Origin of the sequence: Fibrobacter sp. UWH5, from assembly GCF_900142505.1 — a bacterium.
Classification (GTDB): domain Bacteria; phylum Fibrobacterota; class Fibrobacteria; order Fibrobacterales; family Fibrobacteraceae; genus Fibrobacter.
The window spans coordinates 1-24,078 of the sequence record NZ_FRBB01000014.1; the positions used below are offsets into that span (position 1 = coordinate 1).

The 24,078-nt window shown below is 49.5% G+C and carries 23 protein-coding genes and 3 tRNA genes; 17 read left to right on the forward strand and 9 right to left on the reverse strand.

The annotated features are described in order from the left end of the window. Together BUB38_RS11070 and BUB38_RS11080 are read left to right on the forward strand one after the other, a co-directional pair. Window positions 1-204: transposase (locus tag BUB38_RS11070; RefSeq protein WP_139258420.1), on the forward strand; the 204-nt coding region annotated here is incomplete at its 5' end. 120 nt (window positions 205-324) lie between these two features. Further along, on the forward strand, window positions 325-1,329 hold the full coding sequence (locus BUB38_RS11080) for a hypothetical protein (protein ID WP_139258421.1): 1,005 nt from the start codon (window positions 325-327) through the stop codon (window positions 1,327-1,329). A 315-nt stretch (window positions 1,330-1,644) separates the two neighbouring features. Here BUB38_RS11080 and rpsD read toward each other — a convergent pair whose 3' ends face one another. Then, on the reverse strand, window positions 1,645-2,250 hold the full coding sequence (gene rpsD / locus BUB38_RS11085; protein WP_073160538.1) for a 30S ribosomal protein S4: 606 nt from the start codon (window positions 2,248-2,250) through the stop codon (window positions 1,645-1,647). A 342-nt stretch (window positions 2,251-2,592) separates the two neighbouring features. Between rpsD and BUB38_RS11090 the strand changes: the two genes are divergently transcribed. Beyond that, window positions 2,593-2,997, forward strand: coding sequence for a sugar 3,4-ketoisomerase (locus BUB38_RS11090; RefSeq protein WP_073160540.1), 405 nt, complete (start codon window positions 2,593-2,595; stop codon window positions 2,995-2,997). Window positions 2,998-3,024: 27 nt separating this feature from the next. Here BUB38_RS11090 and BUB38_RS11095 read toward each other — a convergent pair whose 3' ends face one another. After that, window positions 3,025-4,038, reverse strand: a complete 1,014-nt coding sequence (locus BUB38_RS11095; RefSeq protein WP_073160542.1) for a GNAT family N-acetyltransferase — start codon at window positions 4,036-4,038, stop codon at window positions 3,025-3,027. Window positions 4,039-4,159: 121 nt separating this feature from the next. Here BUB38_RS11095 and BUB38_RS11100 point away from each other — a divergent pair, with 121 nt between their 5' ends. From BUB38_RS11100 to BUB38_RS11110, 3 genes are read left to right on the forward strand one after another with little or no spacing between them, the layout of a single operon-like run. Beyond that, a complete protein-coding gene (locus BUB38_RS11100) occupies window positions 4,160-5,338 on the forward strand; it encodes a DegT/DnrJ/EryC1/StrS family aminotransferase (RefSeq protein WP_073160544.1) in 1,179 nt (392 codons plus the stop codon). A gap of 3 nt (window positions 5,339-5,341) precedes the next feature. Continuing rightward, window positions 5,342-6,595: an O-antigen translocase gene (locus BUB38_RS11105; protein WP_073160546.1), complete on the forward strand. Its 1,254-nt coding sequence runs from the start codon at window positions 5,342-5,344 to the stop codon at window positions 6,593-6,595. Further along, window positions 6,580-7,467, forward strand: a complete 888-nt coding sequence (locus BUB38_RS11110) for a glycosyltransferase family 2 protein (RefSeq protein WP_073160548.1) — start codon at window positions 6,580-6,582, stop codon at window positions 7,465-7,467. The genes BUB38_RS11105 and BUB38_RS11110 overlap by 16 nt, the downstream gene beginning before the upstream one ends. A gap of 12 nt (window positions 7,468-7,479) precedes the next feature. On the opposite strand, the gene BUB38_RS11115 is transcribed toward BUB38_RS11110, so the two are convergent. The 3 genes from BUB38_RS11115 to BUB38_RS11125 are packed head-to-tail and all read right to left on the reverse strand — an operon-like array spanning window position 7,480 to window position 9,702. Continuing rightward, on the reverse strand, window positions 7,480-8,229 hold the full coding sequence (locus tag BUB38_RS11115; RefSeq protein WP_073160550.1) for a glycosyltransferase family 32 protein: 750 nt from the start codon (window positions 8,227-8,229) through the stop codon (window positions 7,480-7,482). Then, window positions 8,226-9,194, reverse strand: coding sequence for a glycosyltransferase family 2 protein (locus BUB38_RS11120; RefSeq protein ID WP_073160552.1), 969 nt, complete (start codon window positions 9,192-9,194; stop codon window positions 8,226-8,228). The genes BUB38_RS11115 and BUB38_RS11120 overlap by 4 nt, the downstream gene beginning before the upstream one ends. Window positions 9,195-9,207: 13 nt before the next feature. Further along, window positions 9,208-9,702: a hypothetical protein gene (locus tag BUB38_RS11125; protein ID WP_073160554.1), complete on the reverse strand. Its 495-nt coding sequence runs from the start codon at window positions 9,700-9,702 to the stop codon at window positions 9,208-9,210. 135 nt (window positions 9,703-9,837) lie between these two features. Between BUB38_RS11125 and BUB38_RS11130 the strand changes: the two genes are divergently transcribed. The 3 genes from BUB38_RS11130 (at window position 9,838) to purL (ending at window position 15,038) form a co-directional block, all read left to right on the forward strand. Then, window positions 9,838-10,395 (forward strand): hypothetical protein, encoded by a 558-nt coding sequence (locus BUB38_RS11130; RefSeq protein ID WP_073160556.1) that lies wholly within the window; start codon window positions 9,838-9,840, stop codon window positions 10,393-10,395. A gap of 13 nt (window positions 10,396-10,408) precedes the next feature. After that, window positions 10,409-10,954, forward strand: a complete 546-nt coding sequence (locus BUB38_RS11135) for a hypothetical protein (protein WP_073160557.1) — start codon at window positions 10,409-10,411, stop codon at window positions 10,952-10,954. Window positions 10,955-11,162: 208 nt separating this feature from the next. Next, a complete protein-coding gene (purL, locus tag BUB38_RS11140; RefSeq protein ID WP_073160559.1) occupies window positions 11,163-15,038 on the forward strand; it encodes a phosphoribosylformylglycinamidine synthase in 3,876 nt (1,291 codons plus the stop codon). Window positions 15,039-15,216: 178 nt separating this feature from the next. On the opposite strand, the gene BUB38_RS16085 is transcribed toward purL, so the two are convergent. Next, window positions 15,217-15,702, reverse strand: a complete 486-nt coding sequence (locus BUB38_RS16085) for a hypothetical protein (protein WP_139258422.1) — start codon at window positions 15,700-15,702, stop codon at window positions 15,217-15,219. Here BUB38_RS16085 and BUB38_RS11145 point away from each other — a divergent pair. The 3 genes from BUB38_RS11145 (at window position 15,688) to BUB38_RS11155 (ending at window position 17,876) form a co-directional block, all read left to right on the forward strand. Continuing rightward, window positions 15,688-16,176: an FISUMP domain-containing protein gene (locus BUB38_RS11145; RefSeq protein ID WP_254794944.1), complete on the forward strand. Its 489-nt coding sequence runs from the start codon at window positions 15,688-15,690 to the stop codon at window positions 16,174-16,176. The genes BUB38_RS16085 and BUB38_RS11145 overlap by 15 nt on opposite strands. A 95-nt stretch (window positions 16,177-16,271) precedes the next feature. Continuing rightward, window positions 16,272-17,315, forward strand: coding sequence for a hypothetical protein (locus BUB38_RS16395; RefSeq protein WP_073160562.1), 1,044 nt, complete (start codon window positions 16,272-16,274; stop codon window positions 17,313-17,315). 72 nt (window positions 17,316-17,387) lie between these two features. Next, window positions 17,388-17,876: a hypothetical protein gene (locus BUB38_RS11155; protein ID WP_073160564.1), complete on the forward strand. Its 489-nt coding sequence runs from the start codon at window positions 17,388-17,390 to the stop codon at window positions 17,874-17,876. Window positions 17,877-18,149: 273 nt separating this feature from the next. On the opposite strand, the gene leuB is transcribed toward BUB38_RS11155, so the two are convergent. Together leuB and BUB38_RS11165 are read right to left on the reverse strand one after the other, a co-directional pair. Continuing rightward, window positions 18,150-19,241 (reverse strand): 3-isopropylmalate dehydrogenase, encoded by a 1,092-nt coding sequence (gene leuB / locus BUB38_RS11160; RefSeq protein ID WP_073160566.1) that lies wholly within the window; start codon window positions 19,239-19,241, stop codon window positions 18,150-18,152. A gap of 75 nt (window positions 19,242-19,316) precedes the next feature. Further along, a complete protein-coding gene (locus BUB38_RS11165; protein WP_073160568.1) occupies window positions 19,317-20,243 on the reverse strand; it encodes a tyrosine recombinase in 927 nt (308 codons plus the stop codon). A 439-nt stretch (window positions 20,244-20,682) separates the two neighbouring features. Here BUB38_RS11165 and BUB38_RS11170 point away from each other — a divergent pair. From BUB38_RS11170 to ruvX, 5 genes are all read left to right on the forward strand, one after another. Continuing rightward, a tRNA-Lys gene (locus tag BUB38_RS11170) sits at window positions 20,683-20,755 on the forward strand. A 182-nt stretch (window positions 20,756-20,937) separates the two neighbouring features. Continuing rightward, window positions 20,938-21,010: transfer RNA gene (locus BUB38_RS11175), tRNA-Lys, on the forward strand. Between the two features lie 99 nt (window positions 21,011-21,109). Then, window positions 21,110-21,182: transfer RNA gene (locus BUB38_RS11180), tRNA-Lys, on the forward strand. Between the two features lie 183 nt (window positions 21,183-21,365). Beyond that, entirely contained in the window at window positions 21,366-22,289 is a 924-nt protein-coding gene (locus BUB38_RS11185) for a sugar nucleotidyltransferase (protein WP_073160570.1), read from the forward strand. Between the two features lie 13 nt (window positions 22,290-22,302). Next, window positions 22,303-22,713: a Holliday junction resolvase RuvX gene (ruvX, locus tag BUB38_RS11190; RefSeq protein ID WP_073160572.1), complete on the forward strand. Its 411-nt coding sequence runs from the start codon at window positions 22,303-22,305 to the stop codon at window positions 22,711-22,713. A 57-nt stretch (window positions 22,714-22,770) separates the two neighbouring features. On the opposite strand, the gene BUB38_RS11195 is transcribed toward ruvX, so the two are convergent. Beyond that, window positions 22,771-23,997 (reverse strand): diguanylate cyclase domain-containing protein, encoded by a 1,227-nt coding sequence (locus BUB38_RS11195; protein ID WP_249269276.1) that lies wholly within the window; start codon window positions 23,995-23,997, stop codon window positions 22,771-22,773. Between the last annotated feature and the right edge of the window lie 81 nt (window positions 23,998-24,078).

Consider the following 24,078-nt stretch of genomic DNA (forward strand, 5'->3'; position numbering starts at 1 on the left):
CTCAACACAATCAGGCTGGGCGTGTCAAACGCAAGGATCGAGGCGACGAACAACAAGATAAAGCTACTGATACGGACTGCCTATGGCTTCAGGAACATGAACAACATGCTGTCGCTGATAATGTTGAGCTGTTCCTATGTAGATGTAAAGATAGCCTACGAATGGGAATCGGAATCGAGAGAATCATCTAGCAAGGCTGCCTAAATGCTTCCACACATGTTGATGATGCCTCATTTTTTTTAGTATTTTTTTTTCAGTAAATTCAACATAAAATGGCAGTCCTACACATTAGTAGAACATAGCCAAAATGTTTATATTCAAGATATGCGTGGGTTAGTTTTTACAATTCTTATTTCTTTGCTGGTCTGGGCTTGTGATCCGGGATTACATGATGGTGGCTATGTGGATCTCCATGCGGTTACAAAGGCCGTGCATCGTCCATCGGTTTTGGAAGTTTCAGTAGACGTCTCTGGAAAATTAGACAGCGTCGCCGTGACATATAGCGACTGCTACCGCAATCGTGATATATCTGTTGTTGATTCCGTTGTGTTGTGCCCATCGAAAGTTCATCACGATGGAGACGATGTAGAAACCCATTGTCATGACTTTTGGGGTCAATGTTCGGGACCATGGACTGCGAAAATTCCTTTGGATGAAGATCATCATTTGCGTTTTGACTTGCTGGACGAAGATAGCGTGACGAAATCCTACGATGTGGATATGACTCCTTATCTAAATGCCGTAGTCAAGGAAAATGAGTCTTTTAAAATTTCTACTTATGACGAGGGGGTTCGGTTAGATGCGTACGTGTGGGCGAATGATATGACGGTGTCTGATGATGGAAGCTTGTTGGAAACGTGCTTTGAATATAGTGTTGATAGTGTAGCCTATGACTCGTCCTATAAATGTTGCCAGGGAAGTGTTGGAAAAAAAGAATGGGATAAGTTTTGCAGCGATTATATAAATGAATCTGGTTATGGGGTGTATCTTTCGGGAGAAGAAATGTGCATGCAAACTCCAAGCAGGGAGACCTGTATATCCGATTCCGTTTCACTGGTGGTAAGTGAGTATCATCCTGTAAAAAATGGGAGCGTTCCTTGTAAGAAACTCTCGTTGAATCGTAAGGCGATTGTGGATGACTTGTGGATTGTGGATGATTATGTTCGTCGTTCTCAAGTAAAGGATTCGTTGGATGCCTTTTTTGATGAAGCTGTGGTTGGTTTTGCTTATAAGAAAAATTTTGTTTGGCTTGCAACCTACGGCATAGGTGAGCAAAGTTCCTTTGAAACGGATTCTATTGTTGTTCTGTTGAAGTATTCGGAAAAGTAATCCCTGTTCTCTTTATTTTACAATCGCTCTCGGGTTACTCCCGAGGGCTTTTTTTGTGAGAAGTTGCATTCGTCAAAAAAAATGTTGGCTATGTTCTTTCAAATAGTAGATGTAATATAACTATCTAAAAAACACACCCCATTAGAAACTGAGATTCACCTACCTAAAAACTGTATCTTAGATACTTGGTCTAACCTAATTTTTGTTAGGTTAGACCATTTTTTTATTATACATCTTGTATTATAAAAAAAAGAAACACCCCGCTTGCGCGAGGTGTCTCCAAATGTTCCAGTTGTCGTTGGATCGACTCTCGGACTAACGAGAGTAGTATTCCACAACGAGCTGTTCTTCAAGCTGAACGGGGATCTGGTCGCGGAGCGGGAGCTTCACGAGAGAGCCGGACATCTTGTTAGCATCGACAGTCAGATATTCGGGAACAGCTGCGCCAGCGGCGAGTGCTTCCTTGATCTGTGCATGTTCCTTAGACTGTTCGCGAACTGCAATCACGTCGCCGGCCTTGAGCTGACGAGAGGGAGAGAAGCTGCGGACGCCGTTCACGGTGAAGTGACCGTGAGCAACATACTGACGAGCAGCGAAGATGGTGCGAGCGAAGCCCATGCGGAGCACTGCTGCGTCCAGACGGGTTTCCAGCAAGATCATCAGGTTGTCACCAGCAGAACCTGCGCGACGGTTTGCTTCGGCGTAAGCCTTAGCGAGCTGTGCTTCGGAAATGTTGTAGGTGAAACGGAGACGCTGCTTTTCGACGAGCTGCTGCTTGTAAACAGAAGAGGACTTCTTGCGGTTCTGACCATGCTGGCCAGGTGCGAAGTGACGGCGGTCGAGAGCCTTCTGAGTCTTCTGAGAAACAGCAAGGTCCAGGGAACGGGCAACCTTGCCCTTAGGTCCACGGAAAGAGGACATATTAACCTCGTAAAAGGAAGCTCTTTGGTTAATGACGTATGCTGGTAGAGCTTAACACGACATACGCTAGATGTTGGACCTATATATAGAAAATCCAATAGGGGTTTTCAAGTGTCATAGGAGTTCACGCAAGGAAATCCGGCTACCAGCGGGGAAACTTCCACCGGAGGAACGAGGTGGTGAGGTCGGAGCGGAGCTCCTAGAGGGGGTCTGGTCGCGTCTAGCGACGCTAGATGTCAGAAAAATGCACCATTAACCCCCTATAAAACCTCTAGCACGCTTGCGTGCGACCTCACACCTGAAGCGTAGCGTTCCTCACTCCATTTTGTCTATATTTATCTCATGAATTGGAACGAACCGCAGATTATTGATATTCCTATTGTACACGATGAACGTGGTAATTTGAGTGTTGTGGAAGGGGGACAACTGGTCCCTTTCGATATCAAGCGTGTTTATTATCTGTATGATGTTCCCGGTGGATCTACCCGCGGGGGGCACGCCCATCGCAAGCTTCGTCAGCTGATTTTTGCGGCCAGTGGCAGTTTTGACGTGGTTCTGGACGATGGTAAGACACGTCAGAAGTTCCAGTTGAACCGTTCCTACAAGGGGTTGTATATCCCCACCATGACTTGGCGTGAAATCGAGAATTTCTCTTCTGGCGCAGTATGCATGGTTCTTGCTTCGGAACATTACGAAGAAGCCGACTATATATATGAATATGAAGACTTCCTCAAAGAAGTTAGATGATGCATGGGGGCTACTGCCCCTGCGTCGTTAAAAATTTTTTGTGTAGTAGGTGTTGAGGGAGGCTTTGCCGCCTAGGCCTTCCTTGAACTTGAACAGGGTTTCGTTCAGGTATTTGCCGCCATCTTCGGTGGAGATTCCCCAGGACACGTTCTTGAAACCCTTGGTTGCCGCTTCGCGCATGATGGACGTGAGGACTGCCACGGTTGGGTTGAATGCGTCAAAGCTTGGGTCTGGGGCGATGTACTGGTAGTGTACGGCCTTGGTTTCAGGGAAGACGAAGAACATGGCTCCTGCGATGAGGTTTTCCCTGCCGGTTTCGTCTTTGCCGAAAATGCCTCGAAGCCAAATGTTATCTGCAATGCGGGCGGAAGCGAGATCCTTGATTTCCTCGATGGAATGGACTGGCTTGACGTTGTACTTGGCTTTTGAAATTTTCAGAAATTCGTAGAACGGTCCGAGTTCATCAGCCTCGATGGGGCGGTAAATGATGTCTTTGTGTTCGGCCTTGTATTTTTCGTATGCTTTAACCTGTCTGCGCTTAGCCCCTTCGCAGAGATCAAAAGGATCGGCGAATGTTCCATCCGGCGCAGAAACGATGGTTGTTACGGCGCTTAGTTCAGTATGTCTTTCGTAGCCCAGGTGCTCTAACAGGTATTCCACAAGGGCAGGGGATTCCTGACTAAATACGGCCGGGGTTAGTTTCAGACGGACTCTTCTAAAATTCTTTGCGAAATATTCGTCGGCGAATTTCAGGATTTCCTGCAGGCGGCTGGCGGTGTAAAAATCCTTTGAAATGACAGGGCCGCCGAAGGTGGAACCTTGGTGGGATATGAATTCTCCGTCTGCTGTAACCGTGCCGGGGAAATAGGCTGTTATGATCCCGCTTTTGTGGATGGCGAAGCTTGCATCCTTGAATCGATCTTCCGGATGGTAGTTCAAAAATTGCCGGGTCTGTAGAAAGGTGCCGTTGACGGACTCCCGGTTCACAAACCGGTCCAGTCGTTGGTCCAATTCCTTGTTGTAGGGCAAAATCTCGAACATATTCACAAATTAGTATTTAACGATGGATGAAAACTTTAGATTGTCCATTAAAATGGTGGTTTTATCGGTTTTAATGCTTTAGACTGTTTTTCAAATAGGGATATTTTCTACTTTGAGGTTCATGATTCAAGTTCCCTATTACCCTTTGAAGCGAGTAAGCGATTCCTACGGCTCCGAAATAAAGGAGGCTGTCAATCGTGTGATGGATTCTGGTTGGTATATCCGTGGCAAGGAATGCGGCGGTTTTGAAGAGAAGTTTGCCAAATACTGTGGATCTCGCCATTGCGTCGGGGTAGGGAATGGTCTTGAGGCCTTGGCCTTGATTTTGAAGGGTTATGTCTCCTTGGGCCGTTTGCAGCCTGGCGACGGGGTCATTGTTCCTTCCAATACTTTTATTGCCTCATGGCTTGCGGTAAAGGCTGCTAATCTTGTGCCGGTTCCTGCGGAACCGGATGCAGAAACTGCGGTTTTGAGTGCCGTTTCTGTGGATCGTGCGTTTGCAGGTGCCCTGCAGGACGGTCTTAAGGTTCGGGCAATTCTGGCGGTTCACCTGTACGGTCGTCTTTGCCCCATGATGGAACTGAAACAGTTTGCAGAGAATCGCGATCTTCTTTTGCTGGAAGATGCGGCCCAGGCTCATGGCGCGTCATTTGCTACTGAAAATGGCGTTGTTCGCGCCGGGAATCTCGGAGACGCAGCCGGTTTCAGTTTCTACCCGGGAAAGAACCTGGGGGCCCTTGGGGATGCCGGCGCCGTGGTTACCAGCGATGGCGAATTGGCTGCCGTTGTCCGCAAACTTGCAAATTATGGTTCCGAAAAGAAGTATGTTCACGAGTTTGCCGGTGAAAATTCCCGCCTAGATGAAATTCAGGCTGCAGTCCTGTCCGTGAAGCTTCCTCGACTGGACGAAGAAAACCGCCGCCGTAATGAAATCGCTAACCGCTACCTGGCCGAAATCAGAAATCCGCTGGTGAGGTTGCCAAAGGCTGCTGTTTCTGTGCCCGCCGGTACTGTGGCGGATTGTGTGTGGCATATTTTTGCGGTACACTGCGAACTGCCTAATGGCGAAAGTTGTCGCGACGCCCTTCAAAAACATTTGGCAAATCGTGGTGTAGAAACGCTTATTCATTATCCGACGCCGCCCCATTTGCAGAAGGCCTTTGCCGATGATTTTTCCACCGGGGCTTACCCAGTTGCAGAACGTCTGGCCAATGAGGAGTTGAGCCTGCCTTTACACCCCTTCATGACTGAAGATGAAATTGCAGCAGTAATTGAAGGCGTTAACAACTTTAAGGATTAGTCTATGTTTGTGAAAAGTTTCCTGGGTTCGGGTGCGGTAACGGCTTTTAACGCCTTGAGGGCTTTTGCCATCAACAAGCTTTTGGCTGTTTTCTTGCCGCCTGCAGCCTTTGCCTGCGTCGGGCAGTTCATGAACCTGTTGACTATCGGGCAGGCCACTTCCAGTCTTGCTCTTCAGAATGGCTGGACTAGCCTGACCGCTCAGAATTTCAAGAACGAAAAGCAACTTCTTGGAGTGTGGCGAGGCGGTCTTCGTCTGACAACTTTTGCGAGCCTGTTCACTTTTGTGGCTGCAGTTCTGTTCTGTTTCATGGCTCCATTGGAAACTCTGTTTCCTGGGATGAATACTCGACTGGTGCAGGCTGCAATCCTGTTTGCTTTGCCAGGTGTATTCGCTACCAATATTATCGCCATCTGTGCTGCCGTCATGAACGGTATGGGTGAAAATCGCAAGTGGGCGCTTATCAATATTGTGGCTTCCTTGTGGCAAGTTTTATGGGTTGCATTTTTCCTTTATACGGGCCAACTGTCTGTCCTTTCTATTATTGCGACCCAGTCCATCGTGGCCGCCTTTTTTGCCATCCGCATTGCAAGCCAGGCTGGTTTTAGAGTCAAGAAAGTCTGGTCTACGGCAGCCGATATTCGTGAACCTTGGGTCTCTTATGCCTTGATGGGCTTGGTTCCCATGGTCATGACTCCCGTTGTGCTTACGGTAATCCGAACCGCAGTGGCTTCGAACTTTGGGCAGGATGCCGCCGGCATCTGGCAGAGTGTGTTGAAGGTTTCGGACTTCCTCTTCATGATGATGTCGGCTATTCTTACCGTGATTATCCTGCCGAAGGTTTCGGCCCAGCAGACTAGGCAGGAATTTTTCAAGTTGTTTAATCCCTTGCTCTTGCGTGTGATGGGAATTTCTCTGGTGATGGTGACGGCTTTATTTTTGTGCCGCGGTCTCCTAGTGCAAATCCTTTTTTCAAGAGCCTATATGGGTGCCGCCGATTATCTGTTTTATCAACTGTTGGGAGATTTCTTTAGGGCTGGTGGATTTTCCTTGGCACTGGTCCTGATCGCTCGCCGCGAAACAAAGAAGTTCCTTTCCATTGAAATTGGTTCGGAAATTTTTCTGGCCGCAGGTTCCCTGATCCTAATGAAACTGGTGGAATTCCAGGGACCCATGATGGCTTACGCCGTAGAAAACTTCCTATACTTTGCAGTTATGTTCGTTGTTGTCCGGAGGCTGAAATGGAATCAGCAGTAATCGTTTCTGTGCTGATGGCCTGCTACAAGCATGAACGTTTTGTAGAGGCGGCTGTCCGTTCTGTAATGGCTCAAGAGGGCGTGTCCTTTGAATTGATCGTTATTGATGATGGCAGTCCCGATAGGTCGCCCGAGATTCTTGAACGCTTGGCAAACGAGTTCCACTTCAAATACGTCCATCGTCCGAACAAAGGGGTGGTGGCGACCATGAATGAATTGCTTTCTATGGCGAAGGGCAAGTATTTTTGCTCCATGGCGTCAGATGATATGATGCCTGCAGGCCGATTGGCTGAACAAAGTCAGTACCTGGAAAGTCATCCTGAAGTTCCCGTATGCTTCGGACAGATTGTGGTGATGGATGGGGAAGGGAATCATGGCGAAACCCCGGACCCGCGCTATACCCGTTCTGTTCCTCAAGTGACATTCGAGGAATTTTTCATGGGGAAGAAAGAAGTTCACGGCTGTTCCGAAATGATTCGCCTGGATGTATTCCGTGATATGGGCGGCTATGATAAGGAATTCCCTTTCGAGGATTTTCCCCAGTGGCTGAAGTTCTTCCATAGGTTTGGAACGTTACCTGTGTTGCCTACCTTGTGCTGCTACTACCGCGTTCACGGAAACAACATGTCCAGCAACAGCACCTTGATGTATGGCACGTTCTTAAAGGCGCTGGCTCGTTACTCCGATCATCCCCTTTACCCGAAAGCCGTGAAAATCTGGAAGTCCCATTGGTTCTCCATGCTTGCTTATACCAACAAGGCCGAGGCCGTTCGCAGGATTCCTCAGCTAGCCTCGTTCTCCTGGGACTTTTTCAAAAGGTTCCCGAAGCTGTTTGTGCCCAAGTTTATTCTGGACCGCCGTTTTAACGTCTGATTCAAAACGCCGTTATCGTCTGAAAATTTTCTTGATGGTCCCTGCAATTCCCAGTGACTTTAGGTTTGTCCAAAGGGCAAGGGGAATGGAGAGAATCTTGGCGACCGGTGTCGGGAAAATCTTGTAAAGCTTTTGACGACGTTCAATTCCCTTGCGGACGGATTCCGGTCTCCAGTTACTTTGAAAGTGGTGGATGCAGTAGGTTTCTGCAGTGGCGCGAATCTTGCCGTCTATAAAGCTCTTGGGTGAAAAGAAATCTTCTGGGAAAATTTCCAAAGGGTCACGCAGACTGTTAAAGGCGTTGGCAAGGATGTTGGGCAAGACCAGCTCATTCACCTGGGATTCTGTGTAGTTGAATGATTCTTGTCTGTAGAAGTCCAGGGCTTTTGTAATGGAGGGGTGATTTTTGTTTGCGGCGAGAATCGCGCCTTCTATGCGGCGGGATCCGTTTTCGAATCCGAAGAAATATTCGCGGCCCATTAACGGATCGAAACTTTTCACGACTTCAACGTCGGTGTCGAGATAGATACCGCCTTCTGTTTCTAGGGCGTACAGACGGACTGCATCTGCGGCGAAGGCCCATTTTTTTTGGGCGAGGGCCTGCATTACCCAAGGAATGCCTGTGGCTTCGGCTTTGGAACGGTCCCAAAGGATCAGTTCATAATCGGGTAGAACTTGTTTCCACCCGTCCAAAAATTGGGTTACATCAGCAGGGAACGGCTCCCCGGAAAACCAACAGTAATGAATTTTCCTAGGAATCATTTTTCATCCCTCCTAAGCATTTTTTGCAAGACGTCGCGGCCTCCGAAAGAGATTATGTTGGCCACCTTGTTGCGAAGTCTAACCTTGAAATCCAACAGGTTCTGCAATCGAAGTTCCTTGATGTGATTCCAGGCGCGATTGCGGTAATCCTGGAATTCGTCGGTATCGGGGGTGCGCTTCAGAATGCTGTAGCTGGTGCTGATGAGCATGTTCTTTGCGGCACGAAGTAACTTCGGGTTCCTTATTTTTTCCGTGATAGTCGTACAAAGGTTTTCGGCGATGTCCAGCAGTTCCGCTTTCTTTAAATTGTAGGCGGAATTCAGGATGCTGGTTTCGCGTTTGCGGTACAGATATAGAGGCAAACTTACGGAACGGATTTCCTTTGCGCTCAAGAAAATCTGCGGGATGGTACAAAGGTCCTCGAAGTACTTGCCCCTCGGGAAGCGGACGTCTTTCCAGAGCCTTGCTGAGTAAAGTTTGTTCCATGCGGAATGGTCGGGAATCCTGTCTTGGTACAGCGCCTGGATAAGGGCGTCTTCGGGGGACCAGATTTTCTGGATGGACTTGCTTCGGTTTCCTGGAATCTTGGCGGGCAATTCGGTAAAGCTGTTGGACCCGCAGCAGATAATCTCTGCATCGGAATCTTGTGAAGCCTTGAGCAGGGTTTCTAGAAATGTGGGGGCGATCATGTCGTCGCTGTCGACGAATGTAATCCAGGGGGCGGTGACCTTCTGGAGGCCTGCATTGCGGGCTTCGGAAAGTCCTGCGTTCTCTTGGGACAGAAGCGTGAAACGTTCATCACGTTTGATGAATTCTTCGACAATTTCTGCAGAGTTGTCTGTGGAACCGTCGTTAACGACAATGGCTTCGAAGTCGGCAAAGGTCTGGTGCTGTACGCTGATAAGGCATGCTTCCAGATATTCGGCGGTATTGTATACCGGAATAATGACGCTTACGGTTGCCATAGGGTGGGCTTTTTTACGCCTGGTTTAGGTTTTGGACCACTTCGCCCCAGCCCATTTGCACAAGGGCACCTGCTCGTACCAAGTTCCCCTGGGCGTCTTCGTATTCCTTCAGGATGCGGCTCCATTCGGTTACGTCGCGCTTGAACTTGATGTCCTTGCGAATTTTTTTCATGAGCATGTCCTGTTTCCATTGGGCGGCTTCGCCAAGGAACTTGCAGGATTCGTCCAGTGCGTCGAGATAGGCGGGCACCGCGTTCAGGAAGGTCTTTTCAAAAGGTTTGGCCTTGCCTTTTGCTTGACCCACAAGGTTCTTCTGATTGATGACGTTCTTGCGCAGTTCGCTCATCAGTCGTACGATTCGCTCGAAATCCACCTGGGGCCAGATCAGGTTGAAGGGCCACATCTTTTTCCAGTGGAACTTGAACATGGACTCGTGGGCCGTGTTCTTGGCCTTCAGCATTTCCTTGAGGTTGTTGAATATAATCTGGGATGGAAGCAAATCACTCATGGCCTCCAATATAGATTAATTCTCCATTTATAACTGAAAAAAGCCCCTTTTGTGGTAATTTTACAAAGCTTAGTTTGTTATTTTGGAAATAAGAAGTTAAATTCACCCCTGCATAAACTTGTAAAAAGGAAATCTATGAATAACAAAAAGTTCAAGATTCTACTTATTGTAGATATCGCATTGATTATCGGCTTGTTTGCCTTGATGATGATCCTCAAGGGTACTTATAATGACCAGGCTCAGAAGTCCGTTGGCGAACAGGTGGGTGCCTACCTGGAACAGTCTAACGGTGTTGTTCAGGAACAGTGGAAGGCTGTTGACCAGTACGGCATGGCCTGGAAGCTCGTTTTTGCCACTTTGACCGGCGACAAGACCGAAGCTACCTTTGATGCCACCGCAAAGGCTATCGAAGAAGACAAGGATGCCCGTTTCAAGCAACTTTCCTATATGTACAACGCTGCAGGCATTCCTCCTCAGGCTCAGAACTCCATCTACGAAAAGGCTGGCCTTGCTGACAAGTTCCTTCTGAAGAATGAAGGCGGCGTCAAGGAAGTGGCTTGCGGTAAGAACTGCGTCATTAGCTTCACCTTCGCAAAGGGCAAGCTGAAGACCGCTGACTACAAGGCTCTGACCGAATACAACATGGGTGCAAACTTTAAGCTGGAAGCTCCGGCTCCCTACCACTTTGAATAAGGAGTAATGAACGATGAACATGAAGAATATTTCCATTGCTCTTTCTGTCGTGGTTGTGCTTTTGCTGGCAACTCTTCTGATGCAGAAGGGTAGCTACGTTTCTCAGGCAACTGAACACTACGAAAAGACCACTACCAAGTCCTTCAAGGGCGCTTCCCAGATCATTGAGTATGTGAACAACTCCATCGAGACCAACAAGGGCGTTTGGACCCTGGCTTGCGAAGCTGTTCAGAGCGTAAAGACTTCTCAGGATCAGGCTCGCCTCGAAGCAAAGCTCTTCCCCTCTGTAAAGGGTACCATGAGCATTGCCAACAAGACTCGTAAGTTCGAAGCTAGCTCCGATTATTACATCGTTTCTAACTTCGCCAAGGTCGAAGTCGACAAGAAGACCGAAGTGAAGTCCCTTTCTGGCCTCGTCTCTGTGAACGTGAATGCTCTTCTGGGCAATGCCGCTGTTGCTGCATCTGACGAAGATGAAGAAGAGGGCGAAGAAGCTGTTGTGGAAGAAGCTCCGGCTCCCAAGAAGGCTGCCAAGGGTAAGAAGGGTAAGAAGCGCTAATCTGGCGAGCTAGAATTGGTGCGGAAAACCTAACTCATTGATACTCAAAGAATTACAAAAATCCTCGCAGAAATGCGAGGATTTTTTGCATTTCTTCACCTGCTAATCACTAGCCACTAACCACTAACCACTAACCACTATTTACTATCTTTCCCCTCGTAAAAACAAATAACACAAGGTGCCGGCTAACCCCCGGCAAGAGGTAAAAATGCTCATTCTTCGTGGTACTCCGGCTCTGTCGGACTTCCGTCTCCAGAAACTTCTGGCTGACTTCAAGAAAGAAAACCTGAACGTCGCAAGCGTTTACGCTGAATTCCTCCATGTGGTGGATCTGTCCGCCGATCTTTCCGCTTCCGAAAAGGAAACTCTGGAAAAGGTGCTCCACTACGGCCCCATGCGTGAAGCCAAGGCCCTGGAAGGTGAACTGTTCGTGGTTTGCCCCCGTCCGGGTACCATCAGCCCCTGGAGCTCCAAGGCTACCGATATCGCTCACATCTGCGGCCTGCCCGCTATCAAGCGTATCGAACGCGCCATTGCCTACTATGTGAAGTTTGAAGGTGCCGCTTCTGCCGACGCTCGCAAGGTGATCGAATCCAAGATCCACGACCGCATGACTCAGGCTGTATTCGCAGACACCGCTTCCCTGGACGTTCTCTTCAGCAAGGAAGAACCGCGTCCGCTGAACATTATTCCGGTGCTCACCGAAGGCCGCGAAGCCCTGGTGAAGGCTGACAAGGCCATGGGCCTCGCTCTTTCCGCCGACGAAATTGACTACTTGGTCAACAACTTTACCGCTCTCAAGCGCAATCCCACCGACGTGGAACTGTACATGTTCGCTCAGGCCAACTCCGAACATTGCCGCCACAAGGTGTTCGGTGCCGAATGGACCATCGACGGTGTCAAGCAGGACAAGTCCCTGTTCCAGATGATCAAGAACACCTACGCTCTGCACAACACCAACATCTTCAGCGCCTATAAGGATAACGCTGCCGTGATGAAGGGTGCAACCGCAGGTCGTTTCTACGCTGACCCCCGCACCAACAAGTATGACTTCCACAACGAAGAAGTGGACATCTTGATGAAGGTGGAAACCCATAACCACCCCACAGCAATTTCTCCGTTCCCGGGTGCCGCTACTGGTAGTGGTGGTGAAATCCGTGACGAAGGTGCTACCGGTAAGGGTTCCAAGCCGAAGGCCGGCCTCACTGGCTTCAGCGTTTCTAACCTTAAGCTGCCGGGTGCAGTTCAGCCTTGGGAAAAGGATTTTGGCAGTCCCAGCCGTATCGCTAGCGCTCTGGACATCATGATTGAAGGTCCTCTGGGCGGTGCCGCATTTAACAACGAATATGGCCGCCCGAACATTCTCGGTTACTTCCGTACTTTCGAACAGGAAGTCTCTGCTGAAAAGGGTAACGAAGTCCGTGGTTACCACAAGCCCATTATGCTGGCTGGTGGTCTTGGCAACATCAAGCACGACCACATCGAAAAGGGGCACATCGATCCGGGTGACCACCTGGTAGTTCTGGGCGGTCCTGCTATGCTTATCGGCCTTGGTGGCGGTGCAGCAAGTTCTGTGGCCAACGGTGCTGGTAACGAATCTCTGGACTTTGCTTCTGTGCAGCGCGAAAACCCCGAAATGGAACGCCGTTGCCAGGAAGTGATCGACCGTTGCTGGGCAATGGACGAAGAAAACCCCATTACCTTCATTCACGACGTGGGTGCAGGTGGACTTTCCAACGCCTTCCCGGAACTGGTGAACGATGGCGGTCTGGGCGGTAAGTTTGAACTCCGTAACGTTCCTAACGACGAACCGGGTATGAGCCCCTTCGAAATCTGGAGTAATGAATCCCAGGAACGTTATGTGATTGCCGTTGCCGGTAACAAACTGGACGTGTTCGACGCTATCTGTAAGCGTGAACGTTGCCCGTACGCAGTAGTGGGCGAAGCTATTCCTGAAAAGCACTTGACTCTTACCGATAAGCACTTCGGTTCTACTCCCATCGATATGCCGCTGGAAGTCTTGCTGGGCAAGCCGCCTCGCATGATCCGTAACGAAAAGAGCCAGAAGCGTCCGCTCACCTCTCAGGTGGTTCCTGCTGATGCAACCATCAAGGATATTGCACACCGCGTTCTCGCTAACCCCACTGTGGCTGACAAGACCTTCTTGATTTCCATCGGTGACCGTTCCGTGACCGGTATGATCTGCCGCGACCAGATGGTGGGCCCCTGGCAGGTTCCTGTGGCTGACTGCGCTGTGACCTCTGCAACTCTCGACACCTACGAAGGTGAAGTGATGTCCATGGGTGAACGCGCTCCTATCGCTCTCATCTCTCCGGCTGCCGCAGCCCGCATGACTGTTGCTGAATCCCTCACCAACATGGCTGCCGCTTACGTCCCCGACATGGGCCGCGTAAACTTGTCTGCAAACTGGATGGCAACTCCCAACTACGAAGGTGACGGTGCCGACCTGTACGAAGCTGTAAAGGCAATCGGTATGGAACTCTGCCCGGAACTGGGCATTACCATTCCGGTGGGTAAGGACTCCATGTCCATGAGCACTGTATGGCAGGACGAAAAGGGTAGCCACCGCGTGACTGCTCCCATCTCTCTGGTCATCAGCGCCTTCTCTCCCTGCGCCGACGTTCGCAAGACCATGACCCCGCAGCTCATCCAGAACAAGGAGACTACCTTGATGCTGGTTGACCTGGCTCGCGGAAAGAACCGTATGGGCGCATCCATTGCCGCTCAGGTTTACAACATGCTTGGCGACAAGGCTCCGGATGTGGATTCCGCTAAGGAACTCCGCGCCTTCTTCGAAACCATCCAGAAACTCAATGCCGACGGCAAGATCATGGCTTACCATGATAAGTCTGATGGCGGTCTCTATACCACCGTTACCGAAATGGCTTTCGCAGGCCACGTTGGTGTTACTTTGGATGTAAACGCTCTCCAGGGCAACGTCATCGACGCACTCTTCAACGAAGAACTGGGCGCTGTGCTTCAGGTTGCAAATGCTGATGTTGCCGCTGTTAAGGCAGCTTTCGCTGCTGCTGGCCTTGGCGACACCGTTTCTGAAATCGGTAAGCTGAACGATACTTACAACCTGGTTATCGGTGACTACGCCGAAGGTCTCTCTGACCTTCGCGCTATCTGGTCCGATACCACTCGCCGCATCGCCGCCCTCCGTGACAATCCGGCTTGCGCTGAAAGTGAATACACCTTGAAGCTGGAACAGGATGATCCGGGTATCACCCCGAAGGTCACCTTCGACCTCAACGCTAGCGCAAAGATCATCAAGGATTACTCTAGCCGCCCGAAGATGGCTATCCTCCGCGAACAGGGCGTTAACGGTGAATTGGAAATGGCTGCCGCATTTGCTAAGGCCGGTTTCGAATCCATCGACGTCCACATGACCGATATTCTTTCCGGTCGCGTTAGCCTGAAGGACTTCAACGGTCTCGTGGCTTGCGGTGGCTTTAGCTACGGTGACGTTCTGGGTGCTGGCGAAGGCTGGGCAAAGAGCATCTTGTTCAACCCCAAGGCTCGCGCAGAATTCGAAGCCTACTTCAACCGTAAGGACACCTTCACTCTGGGCGTCTGCAACGGCTGCCAGATGGTTTCCAACCTGAAGGATTTGATTCCTGGCGCAAAGCACTGGCCCCGCTTCGTTCAGAACCTCTCTGAACGTTTCGAAGCCCGTTTCGCAAGCCTGAAGGTGGAAGATACCCCGGCTGTGCTCCTGAAGGGTATGGCAGGCTCTGTGCTGCCTATCGCTGTGGCTCACGGTGAAGGCCGCGCAGAATTCGCTTCCCGCGAAGCTGCAGAAGCCTGCCTGAAGACTGGCCTCGTGGCTCTCCGTTACGTGGACGGCAAGCACGAATACACCGAACGCTACCCGCTGAACCCCAACGGTTCTCCCTTTGCCATCAACGGCCTCTGCTCTGAAGACGGTCGTGCTCTCGTCATGATGCCGCATCCGGAACGCGTGTTCCGTACCTGCCAGTACTCCTGGCATCCGGCTGAATGGGGCGAAGACGGTCCGTGGATGCAGCTGTTCCGCAACGGCCGTATCTTTGTGGGCTAGCTAGGGTCGAATGCGGCCTGGCCGTATTTTCGTGGGCTAATAAAAGTCTTGTCGCGGGCATGTACCGCGCTGCTTGAAAAATCCGCTTTCTGCTTTACCGCAGGGGCGGATTTTTTTACATTGCAGGTTGTTAAAAGTTAGGAGCTTATTATGAATCTTTTTAAGAAGATTTCTTGGCTTAAGTCTGCGGTGATGGCGATAGTGGAACTTCCTCAAATGAAGATGTCAATGAAATTTCATCTTCAAGTGTAGTTGATGAAATCTCATCCAGTGAAAGTTCTGCAGACTTACCGAATGAAGGTTTTGCAAGTTCCTCCAGCGAAATTCCTGCAAGTTCCGCTAATGAAGGCTTTGCAAGTTCGTCCAACGATAATTCTGGATCTGTGTCCAGCGCGGCTGTTACGTCAATTACTTCAAGTAGCGAAGAAACAGACTCTGACGATATCGTTGCAAGTTCCTCCAGTGAGTTGCCTGTAAGTTCTTCAGGAAATATTTCGCCTTCTAGTAGTGAAGAAATGATTTCATCTAGTTCTCTATCTGAAGGGTTGTCTTCGGGGGCTGATTCTTTCAGAAGGAATCGTTCTTTAATCCCGACGTTACGTATGGCACCTTGGTCGATGAAAGGGATGGAAAAATTTATAAAACGGTAGTGATTGGCTCTCAAACCTGGATGGCCGAGAATCTGAACTATGCGGATTCTGTGCAGACCCCGAGTCTCAAGGAAAGTTCCTGGTGCCGTAATGATGATGCCGATGAATGCTCCATTTTTGGACGCCTCTATACGTGGATTGCTGCCATTGATTCGATCTCGTTGGCTAATGACGCGAATGACCCGCAGAATTGTGGCTATGGAGTCGTATGTGATCGTTTAAAAGACGATGCTCTTGCTTTGGCACCAGTACAAGGTGTTTGCCCCAACGGATGGCATTTGCTCAGTTTAGCGGAATGGGAAACTTTGTTTGAAAGTGTTGGCGGCTGTGAATCTGATTTTTGGTCCGTTACCCAAAATGAAAGTGAAGATTATCATGGCCGATACGCATATTACGTGTTCATGACTTGTTATGCAGACTATGCTTTTTTGCAAGGTAGTGACCGTGTCAAATCGAATGCGATGTCCGTTCGCTGCCTCAAGGATTAGTCAGTACAGTAGTCTTATCAAAAATGTTTGTCAAAATTTACGAGTAATAGTGGTTTGACAAAACTATATTTGTACCACTATTAGAGGGTTTTGACATGAAAATCGGTTCTTCTACATTAGCCCTTGCCTTGGGCGCATTTGTAACATTTAGCTCTGCAGCCCAGATTCAAGGCTTTGTTTCAGGATACGCACCTGGTAACGTTAAAGAAAAAAAAGAAGTAAAAGGTGTTGAATCCAGCCGAGATCTCCATACCGATTTTATGTGGGGACTTGGTGCCGAATATTTGGCTTTCCCGGTCGGTCCCCTTATGGTTGGCGGTGGCCTCGGATTTTTTAGTGTACAGACTGATGGCGGCTATAATGTCGTGATGCCTTCCGTGCCTCTGTGGCTTTCTGTTGGTGTAATTGGCCCTGATAGCTGGAAGGTTCGCCCTTACCTTGGCGCTCGCGTGGGATATCCGATTCCGGCCACTAATTATTTGACTTGGTGGGATAAGCCTCAGGACTTTTTCGTAACGGGAAACGTCGGTGTGCAGCTGCCGTACCATATGGGTGTAGAGTTCGACTGCACCTATCTGACCATGGATAAGTACTTCAGTAAGCATGGTGTGAATTTCCGCCTGAGTTCTGTGAAGTTTGGTGGTTCCATTACGGTTCATTTTGATTTGTCTGGCAAATCTGCTGAAGCCGATAAGGCCGCTACTGTAAATGATGCTGTTGTGGCGGAACCGGTTGTAGAAGAAAACTATGACGCATATGCTCCTTCTGGTGTGAATGAAAATTCTGAGTCTACGGATCCGTATTCTAATTATGGTGAACCCGCTGCAGAAAATATGACTGGTGAACCTTCTGCTGAACCTGCTTATGATGCTGCTCCCGCAGAAGAACAGCCTGCCGCAGAATCTTCTGAAGTTGCTCCGGTTGAAGAACCTGCCGCAGAGGCTCCTGCCGAAGAATCTCCCGCAGAAGAGGCTGTGGCTGAAGAAGCTCCTGCTGAGGAACCTGCGGCTGAACCCGCTCCCGAACCGGAGAAGAAGCCTGTAGCCAAGAAGGCAACCAGCAAGAAAAAGGCTGCCGCCAAAAAGACGACTAAAAAGAAGGCTGCTGCAAAAAAGAAGACTTCTAAAAAGAAAAAGTAAAGTCTAATCTTTGAGAGGTGCCGCGCTATGCGGCATTTCTTGTTTGGAATGCTATTTTTGGAATGGTAAAAAATGTCTGAACAGAATTTAACTCGTGAAACTTTGGTGGAATTCTTCGGTGCTGAAGAATACTCTCGCCTGTGCCGCCATGAGGCGGGGCATGCTCTGGTTGCCTTTTTGTTTAAGCGTCCTCTGGAATATGTGAAGATGACAAATTCCAAGGATCGTCCGGGCGTTACCCGCATTACCGGAAGTGAACTGGACGGCTCTGCCCACATTGCCATTGCGGGCCATATTTCCGAATTCATTATCCGCAAGAATTTCGCTTGTGACCTAGATACGGTGATGCGTGAACTGCCTATGGAGCTGAACCGCAGTGACGCGGACTACCAAAGCTTTCAGGCTGCTTGCTATTACTTCCAGATGTCGGAAACCAACGTGGTGGAGCAGTGCTACAACATTCTGATGGCTTGCCAGAAGGCCTTGCTTGTGATTGTGGATGGGCTGGAACAGCGCACCTGCATGACCTGTGAAGAAATCGCCGCTCTTTTCCAAAAATGATTGCGCAGGTTCATTCGTAAACGCCCCAAAGGCGGTGGATTTGCATGAAAAATGCCGAAATCCACCGCCTTTTTATTAATTTATTTGTAAAATCCGTGGCGGAATGGAACAAAAAGTCCTTTTAAGGGCAGTTGTCTTGGCCTTTTTGTTTGCCTTTTTGATTGTAAAATAGCTCAAAATGCTTTTGATTTAGTGTAAATTAACGAAAAGGCAGTGCCTGAACTAAAAAAATAGTTCAAGACACTGCCTTTTTTAGCGAATTGCTGTTTTCGATTACTTCAAAGCAGCGATAATAGCATCGCCCATGCCGGTGGTACCGACCTTGGTGCAGCCTTCCTGGTAGATGTCGCCAGTGCGGTAGCCCTGAGAAATCACCTTTTCGCAAGCGGCTTCGATGGCGCGAGCAGCTTCTTCTTCCTTGAAGGTGTAACGGAGCATGAGTGCAGTGGAGAGGATCTGTGCCAGCGGGTTTGCGATGCCCTTGCCTGCGATGTCCGGAGCGGAACCACCTGCCGGTTCGTACAGACCGAAGGAACCTTCAGCAATAGAAGCGGAGGGGAGGAGGCCCATGGAACCGGTAAGCATTGCGCATTCGTCGGTCAGGATGTCGCCGAACAGGTTCGGGCAGAGCATGACGTCGAAGTCGCGGGGGCGCTTCAGGAGCTGCATAGCAGCGTTGTCCACGTAGAGGTGTTCGAGGGTCAGTTCCGGATAGTCCTTGATGACTTCGTTCACGACTTCGCGCCACAGAACGGAAGTGGTCAGAACGTTAGCCTTATCGATGGAAGCAACCTTCTTGTTGCGGAGCATAGCGGCGTCGAAAGCGAAGCGAGCGATGCGTTCCACTTCGTAGCGGCTGTACTTCATTGTGTCGAAACCGATTTCTTCCTTGGAGCCCGGAACGCCTTCGCGGCCCTTGGGCTGACCGAAGTAAACGTCACCAGTCAGTTCACGAACGGTAAGGATGTTGAAGCCGTCACCGACGATGTCGGAACGGAGGGGGCAAGCACCGGCCAGTTCCTTATAGACGCGAGCGGGACGGAGGTTGCAGAAAAGCTTGAAGTGCTTACGGAGGGGGAGCAGAGCACCGCGTTCCGGCTGCAGGTTAGGAGGAAGGTGTTCCCACTTCGGGCCACCCACAGAGCCGAAAAGAATACAGTCAGAAGCTTCACCCAGCTTGAGGGTGGATTCCGGCAGCGGAGAACCGCTTTCGTCGTAAGCAGCGCCACCGACGTTGGCCCATTCTGCGTTCACGTCGAAACCGAACTTCTTGGAAACAACGTCCAGAACGCGGACAGCTTCCTTCATCACTTCCGGACCGATACCGTCGCCCGGGAGAACTGCAATCTTGTAATTCTTGCTCATTATTGAGTCCTTGGTTAAAATTTGAACGAATCAAAGATAGTAAAAAACGAGGGGCATTTCTACCTCTCGTTTTGTTTAATTCCCGTTCTTTCCGCCATCCTCGCGAGATTCTCGTTGGGCCACTTCGCGGGGGTGAAAACTCTTGTGTTCCTGCTTGATAAATTCCTTGTCCACATGAGTGTAGATCTGGGTGGTGCTGATGTCGGCGTGACCCAGCAGTTCCTGCAGCACGCGGAGGTCCATGCCCGCTTCGAGGCAGTGGGTGGCGAAGCTGTGGCGGAAGGTGTGGGGCGATACCTGCTTAGTCAAGTGTATGGTATGTTGCTGCACGATCTTCCAAGCGCCCATGCGGCTCATGGGCTTGCCGCGGGAATTTAAAATTACGTTGTCTGTTTCCGGATGGGTGAGGGGACGACCTCGCTCGATCCATTCTTTCAGGTTTTCCTTGGCCTTGCTGCCCAGCGGGATCAGACGCTGCTTGTTGCCTTTGCCGATGGGCGTAAGCCATTCGTTGTCCAGGTCCAGCTGGGCAAGCTTGATACCCAGGGTCTCCGAAATGCGAAGTCCTGCGCTGTACATCAGCTCGAACATGGCTGTGTCTCTCAATGGGTTCTTGCCGTTGGCGGCGCTTTCGAATACGCTGTCCACTTCTTCGCGGGTTAGGTATTGGGGCAGGTAGTGGCCCAGTCGCGGTGTGGCCAGCATGCTCTCGGTACTGAAATCGTACTCGCCCTGGTTCTGCATGTACTTCAGAAATCCTCGGAGGCTGGAGAAATGCCTGGCGATGCTGGTGGGGGAGTATTCCTCGTGAGCGGCCGCATCGGATAAAAATTCGTCCAGTTTTTCTGGGGTTAGGGCTTTTAAATCTAGAGAATGTTCGTCTAACCATCCAACGAAATGGCGCAAATCTTCTTGATAGCTCTGGATCGTGGCCGGGGAGAGGTTTCTCTCGACCCCCAGGAATGCCATATAGGCGTCAAGTCGGTTGAAATTTGGGCTCATAGGCTGGTACTAGGTTTGGGTGCGCGCCTTTGGCGCTAGAGATTTGAAGTGTGAAATACAAGATATAAAAAGATATGAGGTATGAGATATGAGGTATGAGGTATGAGATATGAGATGTCTTCTCTATTCTTTGGCTTTATGCTTGTTGCTGTTTGGTATGTTTCCGGTATCGGTAATCGCCTAAGTGTCTAGATCCCTCCTTGTAGAGGGTAAGGATTGTGAGGTGGCGATTTGAGTCTCTTGCTCTGGATTCCTCGACTACGGCCTTACTGGCCTCCGCTCGGAATGACACGTAAAAGAACTCTTCGCTCATCATTCTTCGCTCTTCACTATCCACTATTTTGGGGTGGTTTCAAAAAAAGAAAAAATTTTTGCCTTTCCCCCTTGCCGAGTGTTCTTTTCTTTTCTATCATTGTGCGCGTCTTCGAGACGCGACTATGGATGATTAGCTCAGTTGGTAGAGCAGCTGACTCTTAATCAGCGGGTCGCAGGTTCGACCCCTGCATCATCCACTACCGCTCGAGCCAAGAAATTGGTGAAAGTGGAAATCAGAAGCGACAGACAAAGATAAGCACCTTTCGCGAAAGCGGAACATGAACTTTGAAACTTCGTCTTCTTCTTTTAAGCTTCGGCTGGAAAGACTTCTGATTCTTCGATTGAAGACGACATAGCTTAATAGCGACCGTCACCTTATGGATGATTAGCTCAGTTGGTAGAGCAGCTGACTCTTAATCAGCGGGTCGCAGGTTCGACCCCTGCATCATCCACTAAAAGCGACAGGCAAAGATAAGCATCTTTCGTGAAAACGAATCATGAACTTTGAAACTTCGTCTTTTGCTTTACATAGCCGCAAGGCATAATGATCTGGATGATTAGCTCAGTTGGTAGAGCAGCTGACTCTTAATCAGCGGGTCGCAGGTTCGACCCCTGCATCATCCACTAAAAGACCTCTCGAAAGGGAGGTCTTTTTTTATGGTTAGAATTTTTTATTACACGTTTTTTTATAAAAAATCCAAAGAATTACATTTTATAGTATGATATTAGTATTACAAAATTTATATCTTGTCAAAAAAGCTATCTTTTAGAGACTAACTTTTCAAATTTGTTTCACACGGATTTTTAATGAAGATTGTTCTCCCTGTTGCTGGCAATGGACTGCGTCTGCGTCCTTATACCGAAAATCTGCCGAAGTGTTTGCTTCCGGTGGCCGGCAAGACTATTTTGGACTGGATTGTTGAAGACTCATTGTTTTTGAAGCCTGCCGAAACCATTTTTATCACTGGTTACAAGGCTGAAACTGTTGATTCATTCCTTGCAGAACGTTCCGCATGGGGTAAAACCCGTACTGTCGTCCAGAATAACCCCCAGGGCCTGGGTGAAGCCATCAGTTTGGCTCTTCCTTTTGTTGGAGACGATGAGCCGCTCCTGATTATTTTGGGCGATACTCTTTTTGAGGCCGATCTTTCTGTGCTGGAACAGGCTGACGAAAACATCCTCTACACCTTCAAGGTGGAAGATCCCCGTCGCTTTGGCGTGGCCGTGACTGATGCCGAAGGTCGTATTGAACGCCTGGTCGAAAAACCCCAGGAATTCGTTTCTGATGAAGCCATTGTGGGCATCTATTACATCAAGGATACCAAGGTTCTTAAGGAATCCCTCAAGTATCTGATGGTCAATGATATTCGTACCAAGAACGAATTCCAGCTGACCGACGCTCTTGAAATGATGATCCAGAAGGGTTGCCGTTTCCGTACTGCACCTGTAAGCAAGTGGTTGGATTGCGGTCTGGCAGAAACCCTGCTCGAAACCAATGCTCACGTGTTGAACCGCAATGACAATTCCGCTGACTTTATAAGAGACGACGTGAAGGTTATTGCTCCCTGCTATATTGGCAAGGATGCCAAGCTGACCAATTGCACCATCGGTCCTAACGTGGCGGTTGGCGACGGTTGCGTTGTCGAAAATTGCACAATCGAGAATGCTGTCCTCTGGAACGGAGTCACGGTCTGCAATAAGCAGCTTGATAACGTTATCATCCACGAGTAGTGGATTTACGATCATGAACTATCTTGCCCTGGATTATGGCGAACATCGTGTGGGAGTCGCTTTTGCCGATTCCGAGCTGAAGTTTGCTTTCGCCCGCGAAACTATCGACCAGAAGACCACAAACTTGTGGGTTCGTCTAGATGCTCTTGTCAAGGAAAACAAGGTGAACGCCTTTGTGGTCGGTATGCCGTACCATCCCGATGGTCGTGCCAATGGCAAGAACGTTGTGGTCGAAAAGTTTGTGCAGGATCTCAAGGAACGTTTCCCGGGTATGCCTGTCTACACTCAGGATGAATCCTATTCCAGCGTGCAGGCCCAGGCTTGTACCGCACATTTCAGCAAGAAGAAAAAACAAAAGAGCAAGGCGGTTATTGACCAGCTTGCAGCCCAGATTATCTTGCAGCGTTGGTTAGACGAGAATTAACCGAAAATGAAACTAACCGAAAATGATTTAAGGCCGGCTTACTGTCGGCCTTTGTCGTTAGTCGTCTTTACGTTTTTTTTCGGCCTTGTCCGTGTACATTTCGTGGTCGGCCCTTTCCAAATACTTTATGATGTCGTCGTTCTTGGAAGTCATGCAGGAGTAGCCGAAGGCAACGCTGAAGCGTCGTCCGCGAATTTGTAGCATCTGGGCCTTGGACTTCAGGTGCAGAATGTAGTTTAGCAACTGAGGTTCCGTAGTTCTCGGGATGATTGCCAGGAATTCGTCGCCGCCCATTCTGAAGAACATGGCGTCTTCGGGGAGTACCATCTTGAACAGCACGCCCACAAGTCGGATGTATTCATCGCCGATCAGATGTCCGTAATAATCGTTTACCTGCTTCAGGTAATTGCAGTCTGCCGATATGAATCCCAGCGGCAACTTGTCGTCGGTAGCGATCGTTCCTAGAATTTCGTTCAGGTAAGTTCGGTTGTATAGGCCGGTCAGTTCGTCGGTAATGGCCAGACGGTGCAGCTGGCGTTTAAGCTTTTCCTGTTCCGTCACGTTGTTGATCAGGGCCACGATGCCGTAAATGTTGCCCTTGTCGTCGTGGACGGGTTCCTTGATGATCTCGAGGAATTCCTGGATTCCGTCTGCGTTTACCTCGATGACGTAATGGGCGCCCTTGCCGGTACGGATAATCTCCTTGTCCTTTTCCATGGCCATCTTGGCGTTTTCTTTGTCCTTACGGATTTCCACGTCGGTCTTTCCGCGGATCGTCCAGCCCGGTTCGTCGGCGCCGTGAAGGTGGTGCCAGTAATGGGTGCAGAACACGTACTTGCCTTCGGCATCCTTCAAGAAGATGTTGGAGGGGAGTCGCTTTAGAATGTACTCCAGTTCCTGCAGATGGATGGATTCCTTGACGTTGGTCAGCTTTTCAAGTCGGTTGACGATTAGCTGCTTGCTGTAAGGGGCACTGATAAAGTCCAGTACACCGTAATCCAGGCACTTGAATTCCTTGTCGGACGGAGTCTTGGGGGTGACCACGATAACGGATGCCGGAAGCAAAGTCTTTTTGGATTGGATCGCCTTTAGCAGACTGTAATCGTTGTCTGTGGCGGCGTCCGACATGATTAGGATGATGTCCGGATTCGTTTCGGTCAGCGTTCCCCAGATGCCATTGCCCGATTCTGTAGTTAAAAACTGGCTGTCGAAATTTTCGACAAGGATGCTCTGGAGCGTCTTGTCAACTTTCGATTTCTTTGAGAATAGAACCAGTTTTTTCATTTACGGTAATCCTTGATTATGCAAACTGTAAAACAGCACACTCCAAATATAAATAGAGCTTGTAAAAAAATTGTGCGATTT